Source organism: Halorussus halophilus, assembly GCF_008831545.1.
GTDB classification, from domain to species: domain Archaea; phylum Halobacteriota; class Halobacteria; order Halobacteriales; family Haladaptataceae; genus Halorussus; species Halorussus halophilus.
In genome coordinates this window covers 3,216,579-3,239,169 of sequence record NZ_CP044523.1, presented here as the reverse complement: position 1 = coordinate 3,239,169, position 22,591 = coordinate 3,216,579, and the positions used below count along the sequence as shown (strand labels likewise).

Here is a 22,591-nt window from a genome sequence, read left to right as displayed (position 1 = left end):
TCCCCTGAAACTCCGCTTCGGCGCATTCTCTCGGTGGCCATGAAGCATTTACACATGTGACAGAAACACAATCTTTGCATGCGTACTGCCCTCCACCGAATCGCCGCTGGTGCGCTCGCCTACGTCGTCTCGTACCTACTGGTTGGGCTGGCGACCGTCACCCGAATCGACAACCTGCTCACCTTGGATTCGGCCACTACCATCGACCCCATCGTCGTCTACCAATCGGCCGGAAATCCAGTCTGGCAGGCCATCGGCTGGTTCACTCTGAACGCGCACGGGGTACCCGTCACTATCGCGAACGAGACAGGAAACGTCGTCGCTGCGATGAACTTCGTCCACCACCAGGGCGCATGGCTCGGCGTGATTCAAGGCTCGCTCGGACTCCTCCCGATGCTCGCGTGCCTACTCGTTGGTCTCGGAGTAACTCTGCGAAGCTGCCAATCACCCGTCCCACTCAGCGTCGGAGCCTATATGACACTCGGATACCTGCTCGCCGTCTTCGCTTCTACGGTCGTGTTCTCAGGTACCGTCGGCCCTATCGATGCATCCTTCGCGCTCCCCATGAACATACGTTCCACTCGATGGTTCATCTTCGTTCTGCTCACCCCACTGGTGTTCGGGTCAGTCGGGGCCTTTCTGGGTCGGTCACCAGTGTTCGAATCCGCCTTCGAACGTCTCGCACCGGAGTAGTTCCGTCACTCCCCCTCTCTTCTTCGTTGGCTCTTCTATAGGAGTGGAGTCTCAGTGATAGAATAACCCAGAAACGCCGCGACGGTATCGAATGGACTCGTGGTAGCAACGTGGCCGACCGCAACGGCGACGAGTCCGCAACGTTTCGGCGTTATTAGGGCCCGTTGGACGGAACGGGATTCGGGGGTTCGAAAGGCCAGTTTGGGAAGAAGGGCCTTGGCTTCCGGATGACAGATACCGATGTGCGGGCGGTATCCGGGTGGAATTAAGAGGAGCGAAGTCGCATAAACGTTCTGCTCAGACAGATTTCTCAGTGAGACGTGTGTCGCTATCTTCGGCAGTACGAAAAGGGACCGGATTGATTCAACCCAAATGGCACATGTGTTGGCTCGTCCGGTCCCGTACGCTATCTCAGATACCTGTCATATAAACGTTCGCACTCAGAACGTTGCTCGCGGAGTCGGGTTGTTGAGGTGATGCGAGACACTCTCCCCTGACTCAGGTTGGGGTTTGAGTGCTTCGCATAGTTTTCCATTGTGTCCAGATACGAGAATCGACGGTCTCAATTCGGGTTGACCGATAGGTGAATCTACACCCGAAATTGGAGCGTGTCTTTCGTCTCGATTCACATCTCATACCCTCGCACGCCTGAATACAGAGTACCCAGTATCCGGGAAAGCACGATAGAAATCGGGTGTACACGGCGGTTTTCTAGGTCGAGAAAGCGGCGACAGTCGAGTATGTCGGTCGGTGTCGGGTTTGTGGTTTCAGGGCTTTCTGATGGCTGTTGTGGCGTTTTGTTGTGGCGGGGGCGAGATGGTGGTAGACGCTGAATCCTCGCTTTCTATCCCCATTCCGACAATAATACCGGTTTTGACAGTACATCCCCGGTTTTGAACTTGAATTCGGGGGTTTCAGGAATTCCGGAAGTGGTCTGTGATGGCTACGACTATGCGTTCCAACCCACTCTCTTGGCGCTTGTTAGCCCTGTATTCGCACGAATTAGGGGGTCAGCCAACATTCGCCAGACCATCCAATATCTCAACAGAAAACTAGAGGATGGCGGTGTACACCCGATTCTGATGTTGAAATCGCGGTTTCCGAGCTTAACCTACCGACCTCCTCAAAATCAAGAACCCGGGACAGAGGCCGTCTATCCCTAGTTCTCATCTTTGCCTCCTTGCTACCCTAGTCAGGCCCATGTGCAACCACTCTCGTTGAGTGTCCACCCTGCCACAAGAGCCATTCTCCCGGCTGATTAGCGGGGTGTACACGAACAGCAGTCCGCCTAGCGAATCGCTCGAGCAATCTCGCCGCGTCAACCATGTCTCTGGAGAGTGTACAATCCGACCTCAGAGACGCGACGACATACACTCGTTCCGAACTTCTCCATCACTTTCCAGCAGTTTTCTCGCGCGCCTGCAGGAGAACGATTCTCTCGATGCCTTTTCGGCTTTTCTGGCTTCTGTGACCCATGTTGAACCTCAGACAGAAACTCCGGTCGAACGTGTTTCAATGCCTTCTCGGCTTTTCTGGCTTCTGCGACCCGCGACTTTTTGCACCTCGTGACCGTGAACGGCCGTCGGTTTCAATGCCTTCTCGGCTTTTCTGGCTTCTGCGACGTCCGGCTGATTCGGGCGTTGGTGTCGAAGCCAGCTTCGTTTCAATGCCTTCTCGGCTTTTCTGGCTTCTGCGACCGTACTACGCGCAGGAACGTCTCAGGGGCTTCGGACGGTTTCAATGCCTTCTCGGCTTTTCTGGCTTCTGCGACATTACGGCCGGACTCGGCCTGAGTCCGGGCGACCTGTTTCAATGCCTTCTCGGCTTTTCTGGCTTCTGCGACAAGTCCATCTGAGCGACGGTCTCCGCGGCCACAATATGTTTCAATGCCTTCTCGGCTTTTCTGGCTTCTGCGACCCGACCGTCCCGAGGTCGAACCACGACGCGACCGGTTTCAATGCCTTCTCGGCTTTTCTGGCTTCTGCGACCGAAATAGGCGAGCGCGCCGTTCTCCAGGTTCCAGTTTCAATGCCTTCTCGGCTTTTCTGGCTTCTGCGACCCGCGCGCTGGCTTGTGCGGCGGTTCCCCGTGACCCTGTTTCAATGCCTTCTCGGCTTTTCTGGCTTCTGCGACCCGTTCCTCACGAGTCAGGCACGAGACGGCCACCAAGTGTTTCAATGCCTTCTCGGCTTTTCTGGCTTCTGCGACGGATTTGAGGCACAACCACTTCGGAATCTACACGCTGTTTCAATGCCTTCTCGGCTTTTCTGGCTTCTGCGACGGGGCGGGAGAGCCCGACGAGGTCGCGAGCGACGAGGTTTCAATGCCTTCTCGGCTTTTCTGGCTTCTGCGACCGACCTTCGCGACCTCGTCGGAGTGGTTCATCGCTCGTTTCAATGCCTTCTCGGCTTTTCTGGCTTCTGCGACCGTCGTCTCCCTGGGGCTCAATGTCGAGTTGCGCGTGATGTTTCAATGCCTTCTCGGCTTTTCTGGCTTCTGCGACGCCCCGAAGTCTCCGAGACCAGACTGCTCGGCCAGTTTCAATGCCTTCTCGGCTTTTCTGGCTTCTGCGACCCGCGGCCATCAGGTCGTTGAGCGTGTCGTGGAGTTTCAATGCCTTCTCGGCTTTTCTGGCTTCTGCGACGGCATTGACCCGCGGACAGGACGCCGTCTTATTCTAGTTTCAATGCCTTCTCGGCTTTTCTGGCTTCTGCGACGAGCGTGTCGTCTTGGAGTGGGATATCGTAGAACCAGTTCTGTTTCAATGCCTTCTCGGCTTTTCTGGCTTCTGCGACGCATCTGTTCATCGAGTCCCGGCTGCATAACGAAGTTTCAATGCCTTCTCGGCTTTTCTGGCTTCTGCGACATTGAACAACTCTTCCCCGTGGCTTCCGATATATTGTTTCAATGCCTTCTCGGCTTTTCTGGCTTCTGCGACATTGAACAACTCTTCCCCGTGGCTTCCGATATATTGTTTCAATGCCTTCTCGGCTTTTCTGGCTTCTGCGACTACTCATGAGTGTAGTCCCTCCACAGCAAGCCGCATCGTTTCAATGCCTTCTCGGCTTTTCTGGCTTCTGCGACAAACCGCTGTCTGTTGGACATCATCGGCGTCTTCGAGTTTCAATGCCTTCTCGGCTTTTCTGGCTTCTGCGACATCCAGTACTTGAGGGGGGCGATGTAACCGACACGTCGTTTCAATGCCTTCTCGGCTTTTCTGGCTTCTGCGACCCGGCCGTCAGGAATCTGGATGCTGGCCGCGCCGCTCGGTTTCAATGCCTTCTCGGCTTTTCTGGCTTCTGCGACCCGGAAGTAGCGGCAGTAGCGTTGATAGACGACGGTGAGTTTCAATGCCTTCTCGGCTTTTCTGGCTTCTGCGACTCACTGCTCATCTGGCGAGCAGTCAAGACCAACGCATGTTTCAATGCCTTCTCGGCTTTTCTGGCTTCTGCGACAGAACCTCCCTAGATGCTTCACTACTATCCGCAACCCAGTTTCAATGCCTTCTCGGCTTTTCTGGCTTCTGCGACACCACACCCACCGGACGCACATCCACATCATGCAAATAGTTTCAATGCCTTCTCGGCTTTTCTGGCTTCTGCGACTTGGTGTTCGGCACTCGTGGTCGCATCCCTGATAGAGTTTCAATGCCTTCTCGGCTTTTCTGGCTTCTGCGACCAGCCATGTCCGCGTTCGCTGGAACAAGGTCGAAGCGTTTCAATGCCTTCTCGGCTTTTCTGGCTTCTGCGACTATTTGCCCCTACTGCGTCGGCGACGCGCGGCGACCGGTTTCAATGCCTTCTCGGCTTTTCTGGCTTCTGCGACCTATCCAGACCGACACCCAAGCGCGACAGTGTATCTGTTTCAATGCCTTCTCGGCTTTTCTGGCTTCTGCGACCCGGCTAGTCCGCAACCAGTTTCGGCGCGAGAGTGTGTTTCAATGCCTTCTCGGCTTTTCTGGCTTCTGCGACTCTCCGCGCACGACAACCGCCGGAGCATCTGTCTGTTTCAATGCCTTCTCGGCTTTTCTGGCTTCTGCGACTGCATCCAATGCGTCATCTATCGCTTCGTGGAAGCCTTGTTTCAATGCCTTCTCGGCTTTTCTGGCTTCTGCGACAGTCTCGATGTCGTCGTTCTCCTCGACTTCGGTGTGTTTCAATGCCTTCTCGGCTTTTCTGGCTTCTGCGACATCACCAATCTTCAACCACATGTGCTGGTCCTCTACCAGTTTCAATGCCTTCTCGGCTTTTCTGGCTTCTGCGACGGACGTTGAACGCGATCTTGTCCATGCGGGCTTCCTCGTTTCAATGCCTTCTCGGCTTTTCTGGCTTCTGCGACCCCGTCGTAATCGTCGTTGAACTCCGTGAGTCGGTGTGGTTTCAATGCCTTCTCGGCTTTTCTGGCTTCTGCGACGAACTCAGTAGCGAGACTCGTCGCTAATTTGGTGAAGTTTCAATGCCTTCTCGGCTTTTCTGGCTTCTGCGACAGCTTGGGCCAACTGCTGACGTAGTCACCGCGCATAGTTTCAATGCCTTCTCGGCTTTTCTGGCTTCTGCGACGCCCGTGTCGGTGTTGTAGAGGTCCGCCAGTTGTATGGTTTCAATGCCTTCTCGGCTTTTCTGGCTTCTGCGACCGACGAATACGCTCATCATCGGCGTCACGATACTGTTTCAATGCCTTCTCGGCTTTTCTGGCTTCTGCGACGTCTTCCAGTCCGGTGGGAATCTCGAACTGCGTTTCGTTTCAATGCCTTCTCGGCTTTTCTGGCTTCTGCGACCTCGTTGGTGCTTTGGAAGCGTCCGGTGCCGTTGTGTTTCAATGCCTTCTCGGCTTTTCTGGCTTCTGCGACCCCGCAACTGTCGCAGTCTACAGTCTCGTATTCAACTTGTTTCAATGCCTTCTCGGCTTTTCTGGCTTCTGCGACGGTGAGTACGATCTAGCGGGGAACATCGTTCAGTGTTTCAATGCCTTCTCGGCTTTTCTGGCTTCTGCGACCAAATATCTCTGTACTATCCGTGATGTTCTCTATGAGTTTCAATGCCTTCTCGGCTTTTCTGGCTTCTGCGACTTCCGCGCGCCGGAGAACGGCTGGCACGGGAATCGTTTCAATGCCTTCTCGGCTTTTCTGGCTTCTGCGACAGGGGGTGAAAATACAGCCAGAGGGCCAATAAAGCTTGCTCCACCGCTCGTTCACGCACCGCTCTTCGTGGACCGGGGCTGTACACAGACATTAAAAAGGTCGATGAAGACTCGGCCAGTTAGACAACGTTCGACTGCTCGCCGGGTTGATCTGCACCGAGGTCGGTCGTGTCGTCGAGACAGGATTCACAGAGGCGGTAGATTCGAATTCGGTCGCCATCTGCAGGTTCGATGTGGTCTTCAAGTTCGTCTTCTAGTTCGACGCGCTCGGTTTTCGATACCTCTAGTTCGAAGACGCTGTACTGTTTCCACGCGCCGTACCGTTGGAGCGTGCGATACACTCGGCGACGGTTCGCATCGTCGCTTACGTCGTAGGTGATTGCGAGTCGCATGGTCATCGATCGAATGTGAGCGCGTGGTACTCGTCCATCTCGCCTGTCATCGTTTTCCGGAGGAGAATCACTTGCTGGCGAATTGCCTTCCGTCGAGAAACGCTGTACTCGAAGTGCGGATGCGTGAACTCTTCTTGCATGTAGTCGTCGAACTTCGACAAATAGGTCTTGAACGCCTCATCCGCGAGGTGATTGTCCGCCGTGAAGTCGTCGTGGGTAATCACACCACGATTCACTAACCGCGTGACAAACGCGTCGCAGAAGATGGGCCGGAACTCCTCCTGTAGGTCAAGCGCGAGCGAAGGGCGACCGTGGCGGTCCGCGTGCAGCACGCCCAGAAATGGGTCGAGATTGTACTGCCGCAGCCCACTCAGGACCTCGTTTTTCATCATGACGTAGGTGAGCGAGAGCAGTGAGTTGATGTGGTCCTCAGGTGGTCGCTTCGTCCGTTTCTCGAATGTCCAGCCGTCGGTGAGCGTCTCGTCAAGCCTGTTGAAGTACCGCTCTGCAGCCTCGCCCTCGGTTCCACGGAGGCCGTCTTTATTCGTTGCGTTCTCGGCGCGAACACCGAGGTCTTTCAGCACATCCGTTCCGTGAACGCCCTTGCGCGAGAGAAGCGTCCGCGCGTTCCGGATCTTGCCCGCAATCATCGCCTTCGCAAGATCGAGTTCATCGTCATCAGACAGCGCGTACTGTGCACGGCGAATCTCTGCGATGGTGTTTCGCTCAGGAACGAAACTCCCACGGTACTTGCCGTTCTGCGTGAAGTAATTAAGGACGATGCCATGTTCGTTCGCCCGCGCGACGAACGGCGTGCTGAAGTTCACGCCACCGAAGACATTGATGGTGTCCAGTTTCTCGGTCGGATAGGATGCGAGTTCTCCGTCGTCGCCATCCACGTCCCAGACGACGATACGACCCTCGTCGGTCCGAACTTGTGTTCCCTGCTTGGTGACGAAGATAACGGACTCGTCAAACATCCCCTCAGAAGCCTTCATCTTCGTTCCTCCCGCTCGAAGCCCGTTCCCTTTGCCTTGTCGGGTTCAAGCATTGCAGTCTCTTCTGGCATACAGTACTCGCGGGCAGAACATGCCTCGCACTTACTCGGGTTGTCGGTGAGTGGTGGAATCGAATCGACGGTCATAGTTCGGATATGGCGAACGATTTCGCGGACGGTCTTTCGATGATTCTCTGTAATTTGAATCGCATAGCGCTGATCGGTTGAGTAGAGATAGATGTACCCAACGTTGACTGACTCGTCGAGTGCAGTTTCGAGGAGCATGCAGTAGCCTGCGAGTTGCACCTCGTCACTCGGGTAGTATTCGGCGCTCTCAGCTCGTTTGCGCTCGACGGGCGTTAGGGTTTCATCGTTGCTCTCTACTAGATCTATCTTGCCGTGGAGGCCCAGGTCGTTCGAGCGAAAGTACCGTTCCCGCACCCAGCCACCGCGGCGAGACTGCCGTTCGTGCTTCGACCGGCCGTCTACGAGTTCGTACGGCGTGCCGATTTCGTCTTGGTATCGTTGGTAGTAGAACCGGCGTGGACAGTAGACGTATTCGTTCAGTGCGCTGACTGGGACGAGTTCATCCCTAAAGCTGGCTTTCATGGCCCTAGGTCGAGTCCAAGGTCATCGAAATTGAGTTTACTTGCCTCCTCTTCGACTCGACAGTGCAGGTAGAGCGCGTCGTTGCCCAGTGCAACACATCCGGGGTCGTCCCAGTGTCCCGTGGTCAGTCCATAGAGGAAGAAGAAGTCCCCGAGTTTGTATTGTCGCTTCGCGCCACTGCTGTTTTGCTCCAGCGCATAACAGAGAATCTTGTTGTCTTCGCGCTCCATTTTGTCACGGAGCTTCTGAAGAGAGGAAATTCGCCCTTGTCCATCGGATACGCTGTCAACGTCGATGGAGAGTCGTACTTTCTTCGGCTTACGATTGTTCCTGTCGCTCTCACGATAGACCCACTCGTTCACATCAGAGGTCGATTTGAACGTCACCGACCGTCCGTAGCCGTCTTCGTTCATCGGAACTGACCCGGAATATACGCAGAACCCGACCACGTAGTCGGCCTTCGACTCTACCTCGCCACGTAGCTCAGACGGGACCTTCCGCAGGAATTCGGACTCGGTGAAGAATTCAATGTCCCCGTATCGTAGCAGATAGAGCGGGTTGTACGTCTTCAGTTCGTTCTCCGAGTCCGGCGACACGTCGTAGACGAGCACGTCGAGTGATTCGCCTCGATATCGTTGCAGTTCTGCTTTGACCTCGCGGGATACCGTGTCGGCGAACTGCTTGATTTCCTTCAGACCGATCCCCTCCTCGTGAGCACTGAAGTGACGCTCGACTCGTTCGTCACCTTGTTCCAGAGCGACTGTTTCGTCGGATTCGACGTACTTCTCGGCCTGTGATTTGACGTGTGCAAGTGCCTCTGCAGCGGAGTAGCGCCAGTCGAACGTCTCCGGTTCGCGTGGGTCTTCGTACACGTCTTCGAGCCATGCGGTTAGTTGCTCGCGGGATACGCGGCCCTTGGTTTCTGCTACCTCGTTTTCGAGGTCACTTGCGACAGCATCCGGCACGTAGCACCGTGCTTCGCGGACCGTACTGCCGTCGTCGATTCGACCGCGAATTCGACCTAATCGTTGGAGGAAGCTTGCCCGATTGTGCCCCGAGAAGACGAGTCGTTTCACCTCGAAGTCGATACCGACCTCGACTGCCGAATTACTGACGAGTACGTCGAATCGTTCGAGTTTCTCTTCTTTCTCACTGCCGTGGAAGCCGTCGATTCGCTCAACACGTTGGTTCGGAAGTGCTTCGCGGAGGTTCTTCGTCACGACTTCGACTTCGTGAATCCCGTCGAGGATGACGACCGTCTTGCCCTCACGAGCGCAGAAGGACTTGGTGTCCTCCCAGTCTTCTCCCAGCAGTACATCGCCCGTAGCGAACGTCGAAGCACGCCGAACGTCGAGGTCAGTCGGTGGCATGACCGACCGCCAGCCGTCGGGTGCCGGTGGCGAGCTGAACGCCATGCGCTCCTTTTGGTCGCTCTTCGTCACACGAGAGTACGGTGCAGACATCGCTTCGCGGAAACGATGTTCGAGTCGTTCTTCGGGAGTCGCGCTCAGGAAGACGAGCTTCGAGACCGCGCAGTAGTCGTCGTCTTCGTCGTACATCTCGTCCAGCAAGAACAACAATGTATTCTGCTCTTTCCTGCTCGCGCGGTGAAACTCGTCCACAACTGCCGTCGTGAACTCGTTGAGTTCACGAATGATGTCGCCCGCACTCTGGTAGGTGAACCCGCCTCGGTACAGATTCCGGTACATCATGACGAGGATGTCCGGATTCGTCAGGAGCACGACTTGCTCGGCGTTCGAGAATTCGACTCTGAGTAGGGCTTCTAGGACTTCGCGGTTCGTCTCGAACTGCGGGAATTGCTCTGCGTACTTGGTCCGTATCGTATCAGATGTGACATGGAGTACTTTGATACCATCTTCACGCTCCGGGAAGTGTGTCTTCAGTTCCCTTTCGATGGACTCCTTTTGATCGGTGATGAGCGCGTTCGTCGGGTAAACCGCGACGGTGTGTTCGCCAGACTCAACTGCAGGTGTGAGCCACGACATCGTTTTTCCACCACCGGTCGGACTGTCGTTAACGGCGACGAACCCATCCTCGTCCCGAAAGAGGTCCCGCAGCGTTCGCTGGTGATGATACGGGTCGATTATCGACGCCGGGTACGAATCTTCGTGTTCTCGGAGCGCCACACCAGACAGTGGAATCGTCGTCATCGTTTCTGTTTCAGGAACGAAACGTCGGCCGGGAGTCCAGTTGATACGCCATCGTCGTCAGCGAAATCGAACGACAGATACTCGCCTTCGAAGTCAGCTTGCGCGACGAGCGGCGTCGGACGCATTCGTTTCGTGACGAGATTCCCGACAGGTGTCTGTTCAGTGTCGTAGGCACCGATGGGGTGACCCAATTCGTACGAACCACTCTTTCGCTTGACGGACTGCATCTCTGTCTCGATTCGCACCTTCCCGCGCTTCTTGCCGAGTCGAACGTACTTCGGAAGTCGTGATTGAATCGCTTCGGCGTCTCCCTCGCGTGGAACGAGATAGAACCGCATGTCGTTGCCGTGCCCAAGCACTCGTCTACGCCCAAACGACGGGAGGTTCTTCTTTGCGTCTGGGTCCTCCTGTGCAGAGTAATTGACCGTCGCGTAGTCGTCGTCGCTCGTGTTGTAGGTCGACGTGATGAAGTTCGTCTTCCCAGAGTCACTAATCGGAACTGCTGGCGAGACGTACACACGATCCGATACGTCGGCAGTATCCGCGAGATACGTCGGTTCGAACGTCGTATCGACATATCTTCCGGCCGCCAACCCCAGCGCATAGTAGAGTGCCGTATTGAGTACGAACGACTCCGTGTCGGCGAGTCGGCCGACTTCGCGGGAAGCGAACCACACTTCTCCCTGTGTTTGTAGTCTCGCTTCGAGTACCTGTCCGGTCATGGTTTTCACTCGTCCGTCGCGCTGTCGATGAATTTCTGCGAAGCTTCACGCTGGGTTTCGAGAACGTCCGCAAGATTGTCGCCGGTCGCCGCGTCAAGGAGGTCCGTGACAGTCTCCTCGGGTACACGTTCGAGGTCGAGACCGTTCGATACCTGCTCGTCGAAGGCACTCAACAGATGGTCAGAGACAGCACCGGGGGCGAACGCTGATCCAGCTACGATCTCTTTGAGGTCCTCGTCGGATTCCTCCTGAAGCCGAGACAAGACTTCGCGTGTCAGCTCGAGGTTTGCCGGACCTTCCTCGCTCCCCGTGTAGACGCCGAGGACGTGATTCTTGACGCGACCGAGGCGCGAGGTGGTCGCTCCGTATCGCTTGTTCTTCTTCGTGATACCGAGGACGAACGCTAGCTCTTCGGGAGTGGCATCCCGAAGCGTTATGACCGAGGGGAAGAGCGTTCCCGGTTCGAAGAAGTCGGGTTCACGAATTGTCGGTTGGGCCTTCTTCGCGTAGTCGTCGCCAGGAGCGTTCTGGAACTTCTCGTCGATGACTGCGCTCGCGTCACGGAGCGTGTACGCGGTGTCGTACATGACTCGTGACGTAATAGAGAGTGCTTGGTCGGCGTCGGAACTCGCCGCACTTCCGTAGAGGATACACTCGGGGCACTTCTGACACATCTCGTTGACTTTCATCGAGCATTCTATGTCGTCGAGATAGTCGCGCTGAAGCGCCTTCGCAAATCGACGGTCGCTTCCGGTCTGTTTCCGCATAAACATCAACCCCGGAAGATACGTCTCGCGCTGGCCGTCCGCACTGACGGCTACGTCGGCGAGGTCCGCACTCTGGCCGTCTGTTGTGAAGACGGCGTGGCTTTCCAACTCGCGCAGAACGAGGATATTCGTGAAGTTGTTCTGCGGCTGGGTCGTCATCTCGTCTCGGTGAACGGTGCCTCGTTCGAGCGTCGGGTAGGTGTCGTAGTCGAACATAAATTACTCCTCGTCCTCGTCGTTCCACAGCTCTCGCTGGAGTCGAAGTGTCGCCGCGTAGAAGCCGTCCGCGAGGTTGTTCGCGTCCCGCTTCAGCAGTGATGGTTTCATGTCGTACTTCGGTCCGAGCAAGTCGGTGACGAACAGTTCGGCGTACGCTTCGATTCGCTCGTTCGGCGTGCCACCACGTTTGCTCTTCTCCTCGGAGACGCGGTACACTTGATCGCTTCGGTCGGGAAGCTTCTGCAACCGACCGGTGATTCGGTCGATTGCGTCCTGCTCGTCTATCTCCAAGCTATTCGATTCCTTGACGGCTTTGACGCTCTCGCGGAACACGCGCTCAATGGCGTACGCCTTGCTGTTGCCCCCGACGGGACGAATCGCGTCGAACGCGTAGTCTGCGAGCGTCGAAATCCGTTCTTTGGTGTCGTTGGTCATGTCGTTGTCGTCGTATCTGTGTTTGTCAGTGAGGGCCGTCCCGCTGTAGCGGTCCAGAAGGTCAGCTTCCTCTAGCAGGTAGGCAACGTTGTCGCCGTCATCGGAAGCTTGGGCCGCCCGCTTCAGCAGGTACGAACCCGGAAGCAGTTCGTTCCGAGTCAGACGAAGATACTTCGCAAACAGCGAGTCCTCCCTGTCGTTTTCGTAGCCCAGTTGAACGAGTGCTGACGCCGCGCCGAGTCGTTCTCGAAGCGCCGAGAGCGGAATGTCGCTCCCGTAGAAATCTGTGATTCGACTGAATCCTGCACCGAGTTTCACCATTTCGGAGAAATCTCGCCCGCGAACGTCGGGCAGTGGCGACTGCGAGACGTACGCCCGCAGACCCATCGCCGTGGCAATCGAGAGCCCGACGAAGACGCCGAAGAACTGGAACTCGACCTCGTTATCTTGGGGCTTGTGGAAGCTCATCGTCTGCGCGCCGAAACCAGCCTTCGGGTCGAATCCCTGACTCAGTTCTTCGACCATTCGACGGCCGCCTTCGGTGGTCGTCGCCTCACGGAGAACCTGTGCAAACGATTCGGCGCTTTTCGGTTCCTCGCCATCTATTGGAACGTAGCTCAATCGGCCTTCGTCGTCGTAGTCGAACCGTCCGTCGTCTCTGCTGGCGACCTCAAACATCGCACTGGCGAGCCACCCGATTCGAGTCATCTCCTCGCCACTGAATCGGTGGAAAATCTCGTTCGCGTAGAGATTCCACATCTGTGGCGTGTAGAAGTAGTCCGGCACGAGGTGGACGAACAGTCTGTCGTCCGCACGCCACTGCGACCCTGTTTCCCGGAGCGAGAACTCGACTTGGCATGGAACGCAGACGAGAAGTTTGTCTGGCTTGCCGGAGTCCGCGGGAATTCGGTTCGAATAGCCCGCTTGGAACGTCGTCAACGACTTGGGGGCTTCCATGTCGCTCTTACGGGTACTCGTCGTTCCGCGGTTGCAGAACGTGCAGGTCTTTCCGCGGCGCTTCGCGTGGTGTTCCTCGAAGGCGTCGGATGGTTCGGTCTCGGTCGGCGGAAGCGACCCTCCTTCGACTCGAACTACGTCCGCGATGTATGTTCGCAGTTCGTCGGCGAGTTCCCCGGTGTGAGCTTCCATCACGATGTCGGGCCACTCTTCGTTGAGTTCGAGGAGACCGTCGATGACCCACCTTGCTACGTCGCCCGGTGACAGTGAGTTACTCCGAACTCGCTCCGCGACGTGCTGACCGATGGCGTATCCGTAGTCCCACTTGCCACCTGCAGTGAGAGTTAGTTCGCTCTCCTCACGGACTGAGACGAGCGCGTCTGTCGCCTCTTGAGAGAGGTCGAAGACTTCGCAGGTCGCCACGAGCGGGTCGTCGCTCGACTCACTCTTTGCGACGACGGGGTCTACGAACGCACGCTTGACGGTGTAGACGAGACGGGCGTAGCCCGGTGCGACTCGGCTCGAACTGTCGATGTCGAAGGGGAGAAACTCGGAGAGTTCCTCCATCGTCTCTTCCATAGTCGCTGTTGGGTCAGAATCCGGGTCGGCGTCCTGCGTCGCCTTCACCACAATAGCCGAAAGAACGGTTCCGGTTCCGGCATAGAAGAAATCCTGCTCGTTTATCGTGTAGAAACCCTGTGACTGAGTCGCCAAGTTCTCGGCTAGCTTGGTTTCGTCTCCGTAGGCCTCGTGCGACTCGTTGATGTCGTCTTTCAGTCGGTCGTACAACGTCCCGACGAGTTCGTCATCTAAAGCAACGTCCTCCTCGTTCGTGGTGACGTAAACACAGCCGTCCTGATAGATGGAGAGTAGTTGGTAGTTGTACCCCTCGGCGAGTGTCTTCGAAACAACGCCGTTCAGCATGTTCGTGAACACGCCTTTCACGTCGTCCAGCGCGTGATACCGGAGCGAGACGTTTGGAAGCCCCGGATACGCTTCGGCGAGCGCATCCTGATTTCGCTGTTCGACTGCCGCTTCCGGTGAGTCACTGGAAGCCAGCGCGTCGGCCAGACGGATGAAGGGACGAAGCCTGTTGTACCGACGAGTTGCGTTGCCAGACTTCGACCGCTCTGAGTTCTCGTGGTCCACCGCACACGCGTGGAAGTCCTCGATTTCGAGTGGGTCAGCGTCTGAACCCTGCGTAAACTCTCGAAGTTCGAGACGGTCCACGAGCAGTTCGACTTCCTTTGTCTCGATTTCGTACTCGTCTTCGCGGGCTCGTTCGCCTCGAAGTTTGTGGAGATCGTGCATCACGAACAGCGCGACAGCCTCACGGAACTCCTTCTCATCTAACTCTCGCCCACCGAGCTTGGGAATGACTTCGTTCAACTGGCCAAGAACGAACACGCCGTTTCGGACATGGTTCACCATCGGCTGGTCCGTCTTCCCATACTCGACACTCTTTGCTGGGACGAACCCCCAGCCTACGTCGAGCAGTTTCGGGTCGATTTCGTTGAGGTAGGAATTGAGGACTCGCTGGGTTGTGGTAGCCTCTTTCTCAGACTCTTGTTTACCGAATGGTCCGCCAGATAGCGGTCTTTCGTTTTCTGTCATGCTATCAAGTATCTCCTCTGGATTTTCATTCTTTTACCTCCACATTGACTGCTCCACAACCCCGAGCTACGGCACTCCCGACACCCGAGTACCGAGCAAACACCGCAAGCGCCGTCACCGCATTCCGCAGACTCTCAGAAGCTCCCTTGAAATCGTACTCACAGTTACCGGTGAACCCCTGCCGGAACAGTGGTCGCGTCTCACCGTCGTCGTTGGTAATCCGATTCACTAACACGCTGTGAGTCTGGTACGAGCGCGCGTCGGGTTTCTCGATAATGCTGGATGCGAGGTCGTCGTGCGACAGGTCGAACTCGTAATCGCTCGGAGCCGTCCGATTCCACTTACCGAGGAGACTCTGGAACACCGCCGTCCTCGTGGGGAACATCGTCGTCACGTCCCCTGCTTCCTCAATGCAAGTTGGCGTGCGAAATTCTATCTCGATGGTCGGGTCGTCGTAGTCGTTCGCGCGTGCGAGCAGTTCCTCGTGGGTCGTGTTCGTACTCTCGAAACTCTCGACGCGCAACGTCCCATTCGTCAGTTCCAGCTCATCGTCGTCGAAGACCAACGCTTGGACTAGTGCCTGAAAGATTTCCTCGTCACCCGGGTCCACGACACCGAGCGTGAGTTCGTAGGTCCGGTCGGCGTGGACCGACTTGTGATGGCTTCGGTCGCTGTGTCCGAAGTTACCGAGCAAGCCGCTACAGTGCAGACTCCCAAGCTCTGAATCGTGGATACGCTCGCTGACTGCATCGTCCACTGAATCGAGTGCAGAGAGGAGCGAACTGTAGACGCTGTAGCCGTCCGAAATTGGCACTGGGAACCGAGCTTCTGGTCGGACGGTGAGAGTGATTTGGCGCATTCTATGTGGTCTCACTATCGTCGTGCATACGTTTTCGTGTGGTCGCTGTTGCTGATTTGAGTGGTTGATACATTAAAACCCACGACTATGTGACACGAATCGACAAGAATGACACACAGGCGCAATAGTTGCGCTCAGTTGCAACGGTGGTATTATTCCAGTTGCGAGACGAATACGCTCCAATGCGAACGTACATCTCGACACTCGGATTCGACGAGGCCCGCGTGACGCGGCCCGTACTCAAGCGCGGAATCGACGAAGGCGACGAAGTCGTCATTGTGCGCCCACAACATGACAGCGACGACAAGCGCGCCGAGGAAGCACTCACCGGCGTCGAGCAGTTCGTCAGTGAAATCGAGCCAGCCGTGTCATTCGACTGCGAGCGCGTACCGCACGAGGAGTTCGAGGCGAGCGTCATCGCCTGCAGTGACATCATCCGAGCAGCGGAAGGCTCTATTATCGTCAACCTCGGCGGTGGCGCACGCGATATTCTTCTCCCGCTGACGATAGCGACGCTCGTCCACCTAGACCGCGTCGAGACGGTGTTGTTCTTCAGCGACCTCGACCGCTCACATCAGGAGTGGTCACTGCCGAACGTCACCGCGAACCCACCCACGAAGTCGCTCGAAACGTTGCAGGTGCTTGCAAACGTCACCCAACCAATTTCGATTTCCGAGCTATCGAGCCACAGCACAGTCGCAAAAAGTACGGTCGGTCGCCACATCGACAAACTCGCCACCGTTGATGCCGTACGAACTGAAACCGAAGGCAAAACGAAGCAGGTCGAGCTTACACTCACCGGAAAACTACTGCTCCAGCGAACCCCCGATTCTGCTCGGTGACCGAAGTCTTCATCGACCTTTTTAACCTCTGTGTACAGCCCCGATCCACGAAGAGCGGTGCGTGAACGAGCGGTGGAGCAAGCTTTATTGGCCCTATGACTGTATTTTCACCCCCTGTCGCAGAAGCCAGAAAAGCCACTACGGCATTGAAACGCAAAGACGACCTCCTCGAAATCCTTCGTGAAGCCTGTCGCAGAAGCCAGAAAAGCCACTACGGCATTGAAACTCCGCCGCTTCGCCGGTTCGGGTGACCTCGATTCCGGTCGCAGAAGCCAGAAAAGCCACTACGGCATTGAAACGTGCCTTTGCGTCCGGCTTGACTCATTTCGTCGCCTGCGTCGCAGAAGCCAGAAAAGCCACTACGGCATTGAAACTTGACTAAGGAGATACGCTGACGCTGGTCGAGCATTCGTCGCAGAAGCCAGAAAAGCCACTACGGCATTGAAACAGACCAAGCAAGACCCGACCGAACCAGCAGAGGTCGCAGAAGCCAGAAAAGCCACTACGGCATTGAAACGCTTCGGACGCCTTGCTGGAACGCGACACCCACGGTCGCAGAAGCCAGAAAAGCCACTACGGCATTGAAACTCAATTCACGCCCATCAAGATTGGACGCGCTCGGTGTCGCAGAAGCCAGAAAAGCCACTACGGCATTGAAACAAGACTACCGCACCCACCGTGGCCGCATACTCGACTACGTCGCAGAAGCCAGAAAAGCCACTACGGCATTGAAACAAGACTACCGCACCCACCGTGGCCGCATACTCGACTACGTCGCAGAAGCCAGAAAAGCCACTACGGCATTGAAACAGATTCTGTACCGACACGGAAATCTAATGTAACGGTCGCAGAAGCCAGAAAAGCCACTACGGCATTGAAACAGTGTCGGGGTCAGGATTAAGGTCCGGATCAAGGTCGTCGCAGAAGCCAGAAAAGCCACTACGGCATTGAAACAGGGATTGGAGAGAGCGGGTGGCTGGTTCGTGCCGTCGCAGAAGCCAGAAAAGCCACTACGGCATTGAAACAGGGATTGGAGAGAGCGGGTGGCTGGTTCGTGCCGTCGCAGAAGCCAGAAAAGCCACTACGGCATTGAAACTCGCCGAGCGTGTACGAAATGAGGGTACGAGAGAGAACGTCGCAGAAGCCAGAAAAGCCACTACGGCATTGAAACGGTACGTCTCGATCACGGCCGTCTCGGAGAACGGCGACGTCGCAGAAGCCAGAAAAGCCACTACGGCATTGAAACAAATATCGCCGTAAATCACCGTTTAATCACCTCGTGTCGCAGAAGCCAGAAAAGCCACTACGGCATTGAAACCGTTGCAGTCTGGACACGTCCCCGAAAACGTCTCGTCGCAGAAGCCAGAAAAGCCACTACGGCATTGAAACTTTCATCAAGAGTGCTGGGAGGATTCGTGATGTCCGGTCGCAGAAGCCAGAAAAGCCACTACGGCATTGAAACAGAGGCAGAACACGCGCGAGCAGTGACGTCGGGGCTGTCGCAGAAGCCAGAAAAGCCACTACGGCATTGAAACAGCAGAAACAGCACTGTGAACGCGGTGCCGATAATGTCGCAGAAGCCAGAAAAGCCACTACGGCATTGAAACAGGTACTCCTGAGCGCCGCCGTCCGTGTAGTCGAACGGTCGCAGAAGCCAGAAAAGCCACTACGGCATTGAAACGCTGGCCGTGGATGTGGTGGCGGCAGATTACGCAGTGTCGCAGAAGCCAGAAAAGCCACTACGGCATTGAAACTCGATTGGGTACAAATCGACGGTGCCGAACATCTCGTCGCAGAAGCCAGAAAAGCCACTACGGCATTGAAACACAGCGTAGGAGCCGAGCGAGATTAGCATACTGTCGAGTCGCAGAAGCCAGAAAAGCCACTACGGCATTGAAACTCTGGGTGGCCGACGCCTTCGGTAGCATGGCCTTGCGGGTCGCAGAAGCCAGAAAAGCCACTACGGCATTGAAACTTCTCGGTCAACATATACGATGTGATTTACAACATGTCGCAGAAGCCAGAAAAGCCACTACGGCATTGAAACTGTAATCGTCACTGCATGGCCGTGGGTGTACGACCGAGTCGCAGAAGCCAGAAAAGCCACTACGGCATTGAAACTTATCGACACCATCTATGATGTCGTCTTCAAGTGGGTCGCAGAAGCCAGAAAAGCCACTACGGCATTGAAACCGTATGACATTCACCCACCGGGACGCTCGTCGTCCGTCGCAGAAGCCAGAAAAGCCACTACGGCATTGAAACAGTACGTCTCGACCTTCGAGCAAGACGTGACCATGTCGCAGAAGCCAGAAAAGCCACTACGGCATTGAAACTCTGCTACCTTTACGACACATGGAATCCAGAAACACCGTCGCAGAAGCCAGAAAAGCCACTACGGCATTGAAACCTTGTTCTGGAGCGACGTGGCGACGTAAACGGGACGTCGCAGAAGCCAGAAAAGCCACTACGGCATTGAAACCCGTTCGAGTGTGCGGGGATGTTCCCGGTGTTGTGGTCGCAGAAGCAAGAAAACCCAGAACGGGATTGAAACACTGATTCATCTGGCAACCCAATTTCTCAAGCGAACGACACAGAAGCTAGAAACACTGAGAAGGCATCGACACTCGAGTCACTGCTGCTCGTCTGTGCATTCGTTTATTGAGAAGTAAGTACGAAGAGAGACGTCTGAACCACCGCTGTGAGCCTCGCCTCACGCGCCCAGCAGTTTTCACGCGCGCCTGCAGGGGTGCAGGCGCGCACAATTGGGCCTGCGAGACCCCATGAACGAACGAGCAACCAACTCCAACTCGTTGACTGGTGAACAGGCACGCGAAACGACCACGCAGATGACCACACGTGAGGGCAGCGAATGACCACTCACGTCTGCCCGACATGCGAGCGCGGATTCGAAACAGAGCAGAATCTCAAAATCCATTTTTCCGAACGACACGGCGGACAACTTCTGACCCAAGAGTGTGATTACTGCACGAACGAATTCTACGTCGATTACGCGAAACGGTTCTGCTCTCGTTCGTGCTGTCGGAAGAGCGACTTTCAATCGGGAACGACCACCTCAAACGACAAGCGTCGAAAAACCACCCGAACTCACTCAGGAACGACCAACTCAAACTACCGACGTGGAAAGACCACTGGAACCTGCAAAATCTGTGAGAGTGAATTCGAATACTACTCTTCAAGCAAACGCGGCCTGTACTGTCCCGACTGTGTCCAGAACGAATCCTGGCAGACCCCACCAGAGATCGTCGGGGAAAAGAATCCTCGATGGAACGGAGGAAAGCAGATAGTCGAATGTGACGTCTGTGGCGACACTGTCGAACGATACCCCAGCAACATCGGAGACACCACCGTCTGTAGCGAACCCTGCCGAAAAACATGGCTCTCCGAGGCATTCACTGGTTCAGGACATCCAAACTGGAACGGCGGGGGGAACGGCGCTTACGGCACAGGCTGGAACGAAACCCGAAAGAAAGCGCGCAAGCGCGACGAGGACGAATGTGTCGTCTGTGGCATTACGCGAGAAGAACTCGGTCGTCATCCAGACGTCCACCACATCATCCCCGTACGGTGGTTCATCGATTCAGACCACCACACCCGCGAAGACGCTCACTTCCTCGACAACGTCGCTTGTCTCTGTCCGAGTTGTCATCGGAAAGCCGAGTTCGAGAAGATACCGCCGGAAAAACTCCGAACACTCATCGAAAAGTGAATCCATAAACCAAAACCGTTCGTTTTGAACGATTTTCCAAGAATGGTAGGTCCAGGTGCGAGAATCGAACCCGCGTCTCAGCCTCCACAAGGCTGAAGGATAGTCCACTACCCCAACCCGGACACGCAACTGATGGTAGTTCCTTGGAATTAAAATACGTTACGACTCACTCGCTCGGTGTGTCTGCGTGACAGTCTGGATTGGTTCTGTTGAATCGTTCAGGCCTGACAGGGGGTGGTGTGAGCAATCCGTGGTGCGGACTTAACAGTCGGTAAATTGATTGGTACTCGTGTAGACTGGAGTACCACGTTGCCAATCACCGACGAGTTCGAGTTTGAGGTCGCAAAGCACATCATTGGTGTCGGAGTCCTCATTGGAACGCTCATTGTAGGGCTACTCGCTGTAGCAGGAGTGGCACTTTCGTTGTTAGAAGCACTGTTCATTGCGACAGTTTCGGGTCTGATTCTCGCGTTTGTGTTTTTCTACTATGTAGGCTGATGGCGTTTCAGTAACAGTCTCTCACCCAGCCGAAAGGATTTCCGTTGCAAGATACACGCTCTAAATTGCGCATAGGGGATTCAATTCTGCCAATAAGTGGGTTTTTGACGAGGTCTCTGCACTGGAAACGAGGGGGTTTGGGACGAGTTCCCATCTCGTTTCTGCGACCGACCCCGACGCGAGCGACGACACGCTTTTCAGCGGACCGCCCCTACCGACGCTCAACAGTGGCTATCACGGACAAAATCTACGTCAAGAACCATCGGCAAATCGGCTCTCAGTTGGAGACGAACATCCCGAAGGGCGCGTTCAAGGGCGCGACGCTCGACCTGCTGTTTCAGGGGAACAACCTCGCGCAACTGGACGACGCGACCCAAGAGCGGGTGCTGGACTTCGCCGAGGACTTTCTGGACTGCAACTGTGAGTCCAATCCGTACTGTGGTTGCCCGGAGAAGAAGTTCATGCAGTACCTGCTCGAACTGCGAGAGGGTGGTCTCGGCCCCCAGGCCATCGTGGACGTGATGAGCGACGACTACATGGTGTACGCTTACGAGGGCGACGTGCTGTCGTTCCTCGACGACTCGGTGCGGACCCTCGAAGCAGTCGAAGAACTCGCCGAAGTCGATGGCAATCGCGAAGCTCAACAGGAAGCGAGTCGGAAGAAGCAGAATCTCTCCGGATAGATTTCTGGTTTTCTTTCTGTTTCTGTTTCTGTTTCTCACTAGCCGGTGGTACGAGTTCTGTATTCACCGTCGAGACTGACATTGCTGAGAGCATTAGCGCGTGTACGTATCGATTCAACCCCGCTACTACCCCGTCAGAGACAACAGTGGTATCTGTCCGTACCTGGTGGAGCGACAATGAGAGAAAACGACCGGTAGGAGTGTCGGCTCTGTCGTAGTCGTGTAACGAAGTTACCGACTGCCGGGTGGCTCTCGTCGTCCCGTTGACGGGGGGCCTAAGTGTTTAGGCACCAAGGTTTAGTTGATGGATAGTAGAAACATAGACAGATGTCTGACGATGGTTTCTCGGAAGACACTCGGGAATTAACATGGGTGGGTGACAAGGTGGTAAATCGCTCTGCAAACGTAACCGACAACCTCGATACGGTCTTTAGCCTGCTGAGTAACGCACATTGTCGCTATCTTCTGTACTATCTGTCTACGATGGACGGAGAGGTCGCCGAAATCGAGGACGCTGTGAAAGGCGTAAGCAAGTACAAAGTGGCAGGAAAAGAAACGGACATTCAGGTCAACCGGGAGAACGTCCGAATCGAACTCCATCACTCCTTATTGCCGAAACTGGAAGACGCAGAAGTAATCGAGTACGACCCGCGACAAGGAACCATCCGGTTCACCGGTGATGCTGCACTCGACGAATGGGTCGAACATGCCCAACACAAGGAAGTGGAATGAACAATTCCCACCACGAACGTAGCAAAACAGGCAACTCGGTTTCGAGGTCGATTCTATATAACGAAACCGTGGTACTACCGTAGGGAGAGACCACTCAGAAGCACTACCCAATCCGATACGTCTCGTCCGTGTCTAACTCTTCGTCCAGTTCCTCTAACTGGATGACTTCCTCTACGTCGTCCTCTTGCTCTAACTTCTCTTGGAGGTGGCTGGCGAACTGCTTGTACTCCTGTAACTGTTCGCGGAGGTGGTCTGCTTCTAACTCCAGTCGCTCGTGTTCGCGGATGAAGCTCTTGGGCACCTCGACTTTCGGCGGGAACTCGTCGGTCTCGACGCCTTCGCCGAGTTCCGCCTCGGGGACGACCTTCACGCGACCGTCGTGGGAGACGAGCAAGTCTACGTAGTCGCGGAACACTGCCGAGAGCGAGATATCGCGCTCCTCGGCGATCTCCCGGAGCGTCTCGAAGGAGTCCTCGTTGACGCGGAAGGAGATCGTCTTGTTCTTGTTGCCCATCTTGCCAATAACTGACAG

Annotated in this window: 15 protein-coding genes, 1 tRNA gene and 2 CRISPR repeat arrays; of the genes, 6 read left to right on the top strand and 10 right to left on the bottom strand. The window is 55.6% G+C overall.

Annotated elements, in window-relative coordinates:
* Nucleotides 1–78 precede the first annotated feature (78 nt).
* The gene (locus F7R90_RS16120; protein WP_158058426.1) at nt 79–693 is read left to right on the top strand and encodes a hypothetical protein; all 615 of its coding nucleotides are present in this window, start codon (nt 79–81) and stop codon (nt 691–693) included.
* A 1,435-nt stretch (nt 694–2,128) separates the two neighbouring features.
* Nucleotides 2,129–5,832: direct repeats of the CRISPR family, unit length 37 nt; unit sequence GTTTCAATGCCTTCTCGGCTTTTCTGGCTTCTGCGAC.
* Nucleotides 5,833–5,951: 119 nt separating this feature from the next.
* Here the strand turns inward: F7R90_RS16120 and cas2 are convergent.
* Genes cas2 through cas6 form a run of 8 tightly spaced genes read right to left on the bottom strand, consistent with a single transcriptional unit; the run spans nt 5,952 to nt 15,574 of the window.
* Nucleotides 5,952–6,224 carry a CRISPR-associated endonuclease Cas2 gene (cas2, locus tag F7R90_RS16115; RefSeq protein ID WP_158058425.1) on the bottom strand — a complete coding sequence of 91 codons (273 nt, stop codon included), beginning with the start codon at nt 6,222–6,224 and terminating at the stop codon, nt 5,952–5,954.
* A gap of 2 nt (nt 6,225–6,226) precedes the next feature.
* Nucleotides 6,227–7,222, bottom strand: a complete 996-nt coding sequence (gene cas1, locus F7R90_RS16110) for a CRISPR-associated endonuclease Cas1 (RefSeq protein ID WP_158058424.1) — start codon at nt 7,220–7,222, stop codon at nt 6,227–6,229.
* Complete coding sequence (gene cas4 / locus F7R90_RS16105) at nt 7,219–7,830, bottom strand: CRISPR-associated protein Cas4 (protein ID WP_158058423.1); 612 nt, start codon at nt 7,828–7,830, stop codon at nt 7,219–7,221. The genes cas1 and cas4 overlap by 4 nt, the downstream gene beginning before the upstream one ends.
* Nucleotides 7,827–10,001 carry a type I-D CRISPR-associated helicase Cas3' gene (gene cas3, locus F7R90_RS16100; RefSeq protein WP_158058422.1) on the bottom strand — a complete coding sequence of 725 codons (2,175 nt, stop codon included), beginning with the start codon at nt 9,999–10,001 and terminating at the stop codon, nt 7,827–7,829. Before cas3 ends, cas4 begins: the two co-directional genes overlap by 4 nt.
* On the bottom strand, nt 9,998–10,723 hold the full coding sequence (gene cas5d, locus F7R90_RS16095; protein WP_158058421.1) for a type I-D CRISPR-associated protein Cas5/Csc1: 726 nt from the start codon (nt 10,721–10,723) through the stop codon (nt 9,998–10,000). The genes cas3 and cas5d overlap by 4 nt, the downstream gene beginning before the upstream one ends.
* Before the next feature lie 5 nt (nt 10,724–10,728).
* Nucleotides 10,729–11,706, bottom strand: coding sequence for a type I-D CRISPR-associated protein Cas7/Csc2 (gene cas7d / locus F7R90_RS16090; RefSeq protein WP_158058420.1), 978 nt, complete (start codon nt 11,704–11,706; stop codon nt 10,729–10,731).
* A gap of 3 nt (nt 11,707–11,709) precedes the next feature.
* Entirely contained in the window at nt 11,710–14,715 is a 3,006-nt protein-coding gene (gene cas10d, locus F7R90_RS16085) for a type I-D CRISPR-associated protein Cas10d/Csc3 (protein ID WP_158058419.1), read from the bottom strand.
* Between the two features lie 25 nt (nt 14,716–14,740).
* Nucleotides 14,741–15,574 (bottom strand): CRISPR system precrRNA processing endoribonuclease RAMP protein Cas6, encoded by an 834-nt coding sequence (gene cas6, locus F7R90_RS16080; protein ID WP_158058418.1) that lies wholly within the window; start codon nt 15,572–15,574, stop codon nt 14,741–14,743.
* 182 nt (nt 15,575–15,756) lie between these two features.
* On the opposite strand from cas6, the gene csa3 reads away from it, so the two are divergent.
* On the top strand, nt 15,757–16,416 hold the full coding sequence (gene csa3 / locus F7R90_RS16075; RefSeq protein ID WP_158058417.1) for a CRISPR-associated CARF protein Csa3: 660 nt from the start codon (nt 15,757–15,759) through the stop codon (nt 16,414–16,416).
* 116 nt (nt 16,417–16,532) lie between these two features.
* Nucleotides 16,533–18,970: a CRISPR direct-repeat array (repeat unit 37 nt; unit sequence GTCGCAGAAGCCAGAAAAGCCACTACGGCATTGAAAC).
* A gap of 318 nt (nt 18,971–19,288) precedes the next feature.
* Nucleotides 19,289–20,146, top strand: a complete 858-nt coding sequence (locus tag F7R90_RS16070; RefSeq protein ID WP_158058416.1) for an HNH endonuclease — start codon at nt 19,289–19,291, stop codon at nt 20,144–20,146.
* Between the two features lie 49 nt (nt 20,147–20,195).
* Here the strand turns inward: F7R90_RS16070 and F7R90_RS16065 are convergent.
* A tRNA-His gene (locus tag F7R90_RS16065) sits at nt 20,196–20,268 on the bottom strand.
* 187 nt (nt 20,269–20,455) lie between these two features.
* Here F7R90_RS16065 and F7R90_RS16060 point away from each other — a divergent pair.
* The 3 genes from F7R90_RS16060 (at nt 20,456) to F7R90_RS22910 (ending at nt 22,059) form a co-directional block, all read left to right on the top strand.
* On the top strand, nt 20,456–20,644 hold the full coding sequence (locus F7R90_RS16060) for a hypothetical protein (protein WP_158058415.1): 189 nt from the start codon (nt 20,456–20,458) through the stop codon (nt 20,642–20,644).
* Between the two features lie 227 nt (nt 20,645–20,871).
* Nucleotides 20,872–21,327, top strand: coding sequence for a DUF5814 domain-containing protein (locus tag F7R90_RS16055; RefSeq protein WP_158058414.1), 456 nt, complete (start codon nt 20,872–20,874; stop codon nt 21,325–21,327).
* 327 nt (nt 21,328–21,654) lie between these two features.
* A complete protein-coding gene (locus tag F7R90_RS22910) occupies nt 21,655–22,059 on the top strand; it encodes a DUF7344 domain-containing protein (RefSeq protein ID WP_449272368.1) in 405 nt (134 codons plus the stop codon).
* Nucleotides 22,060–22,162: 103 nt separating this feature from the next.
* Here the strand turns inward: F7R90_RS22910 and F7R90_RS16045 are convergent, their stop codons facing one another.
* Complete coding sequence (locus F7R90_RS16045; RefSeq protein ID WP_158058412.1) at nt 22,163–22,573, bottom strand: ribbon-helix-helix protein, CopG family; 411 nt, start codon at nt 22,571–22,573, stop codon at nt 22,163–22,165.
* Nucleotides 22,574–22,591 lie beyond the last annotated feature (18 nt).

Bases quoted from the DNA above. Each gene is read 5' to 3' on its own strand.
- F7R90_RS16120 (WP_158058426.1), top strand. From the start codon at position 79: ATGCGTACTGCCCTCCACCGAATCGCCGCTGGTGCGCTCGCCTACGTC.
- cas2 (WP_158058425.1), bottom strand. From the start codon at position 6,224: ATGCGACTCGCAATCACCTACGACGTAAGCGACGATGCGAACCGTCGC.
- cas1 (WP_158058424.1), bottom strand. From the start codon at position 7,222: ATGAAGGCTTCTGAGGGGATGTTTGACGAGTCCGTTATCTTCGTCACC.
- cas4 (WP_158058423.1), bottom strand. From the start codon at position 7,830: ATGAAAGCCAGCTTTAGGGATGAACTCGTCCCAGTCAGCGCACTGAAC.
- cas3 (WP_158058422.1), bottom strand. From the start codon at position 10,001: ATGACGACGATTCCACTGTCTGGTGTGGCGCTCCGAGAACACGAAGAT.
- cas5d (WP_158058421.1), bottom strand. From the start codon at position 10,723: ATGACCGGACAGGTACTCGAAGCGAGACTACAAACACAGGGAGAAGTG.
- cas7d (WP_158058420.1), bottom strand. From the start codon at position 11,706: ATGTTCGACTACGACACCTACCCGACGCTCGAACGAGGCACCGTTCAC.
- cas10d (WP_158058419.1), bottom strand. From the start codon at position 14,715: ATGACAGAAAACGAAAGACCGCTATCTGGCGGACCATTCGGTAAACAA.
- cas6 (WP_158058418.1), bottom strand. From the start codon at position 15,574: ATGCGCCAAATCACTCTCACCGTCCGACCAGAAGCTCGGTTCCCAGTG.
- csa3 (WP_158058417.1), top strand. From the start codon at position 15,757: ATGCGAACGTACATCTCGACACTCGGATTCGACGAGGCCCGCGTGACG.
- F7R90_RS16070 (WP_158058416.1), top strand. From the start codon at position 19,289: ATGACCACTCACGTCTGCCCGACATGCGAGCGCGGATTCGAAACAGAG.
- F7R90_RS22910 (WP_449272368.1), top strand. From the start codon at position 21,655: ATGTCTGACGATGGTTTCTCGGAAGACACTCGGGAATTAACATGGGTG.
- F7R90_RS16045 (WP_158058412.1), bottom strand. From the start codon at position 22,573: ATGGGCAACAAGAACAAGACGATCTCCTTCCGCGTCAACGAGGACTCC.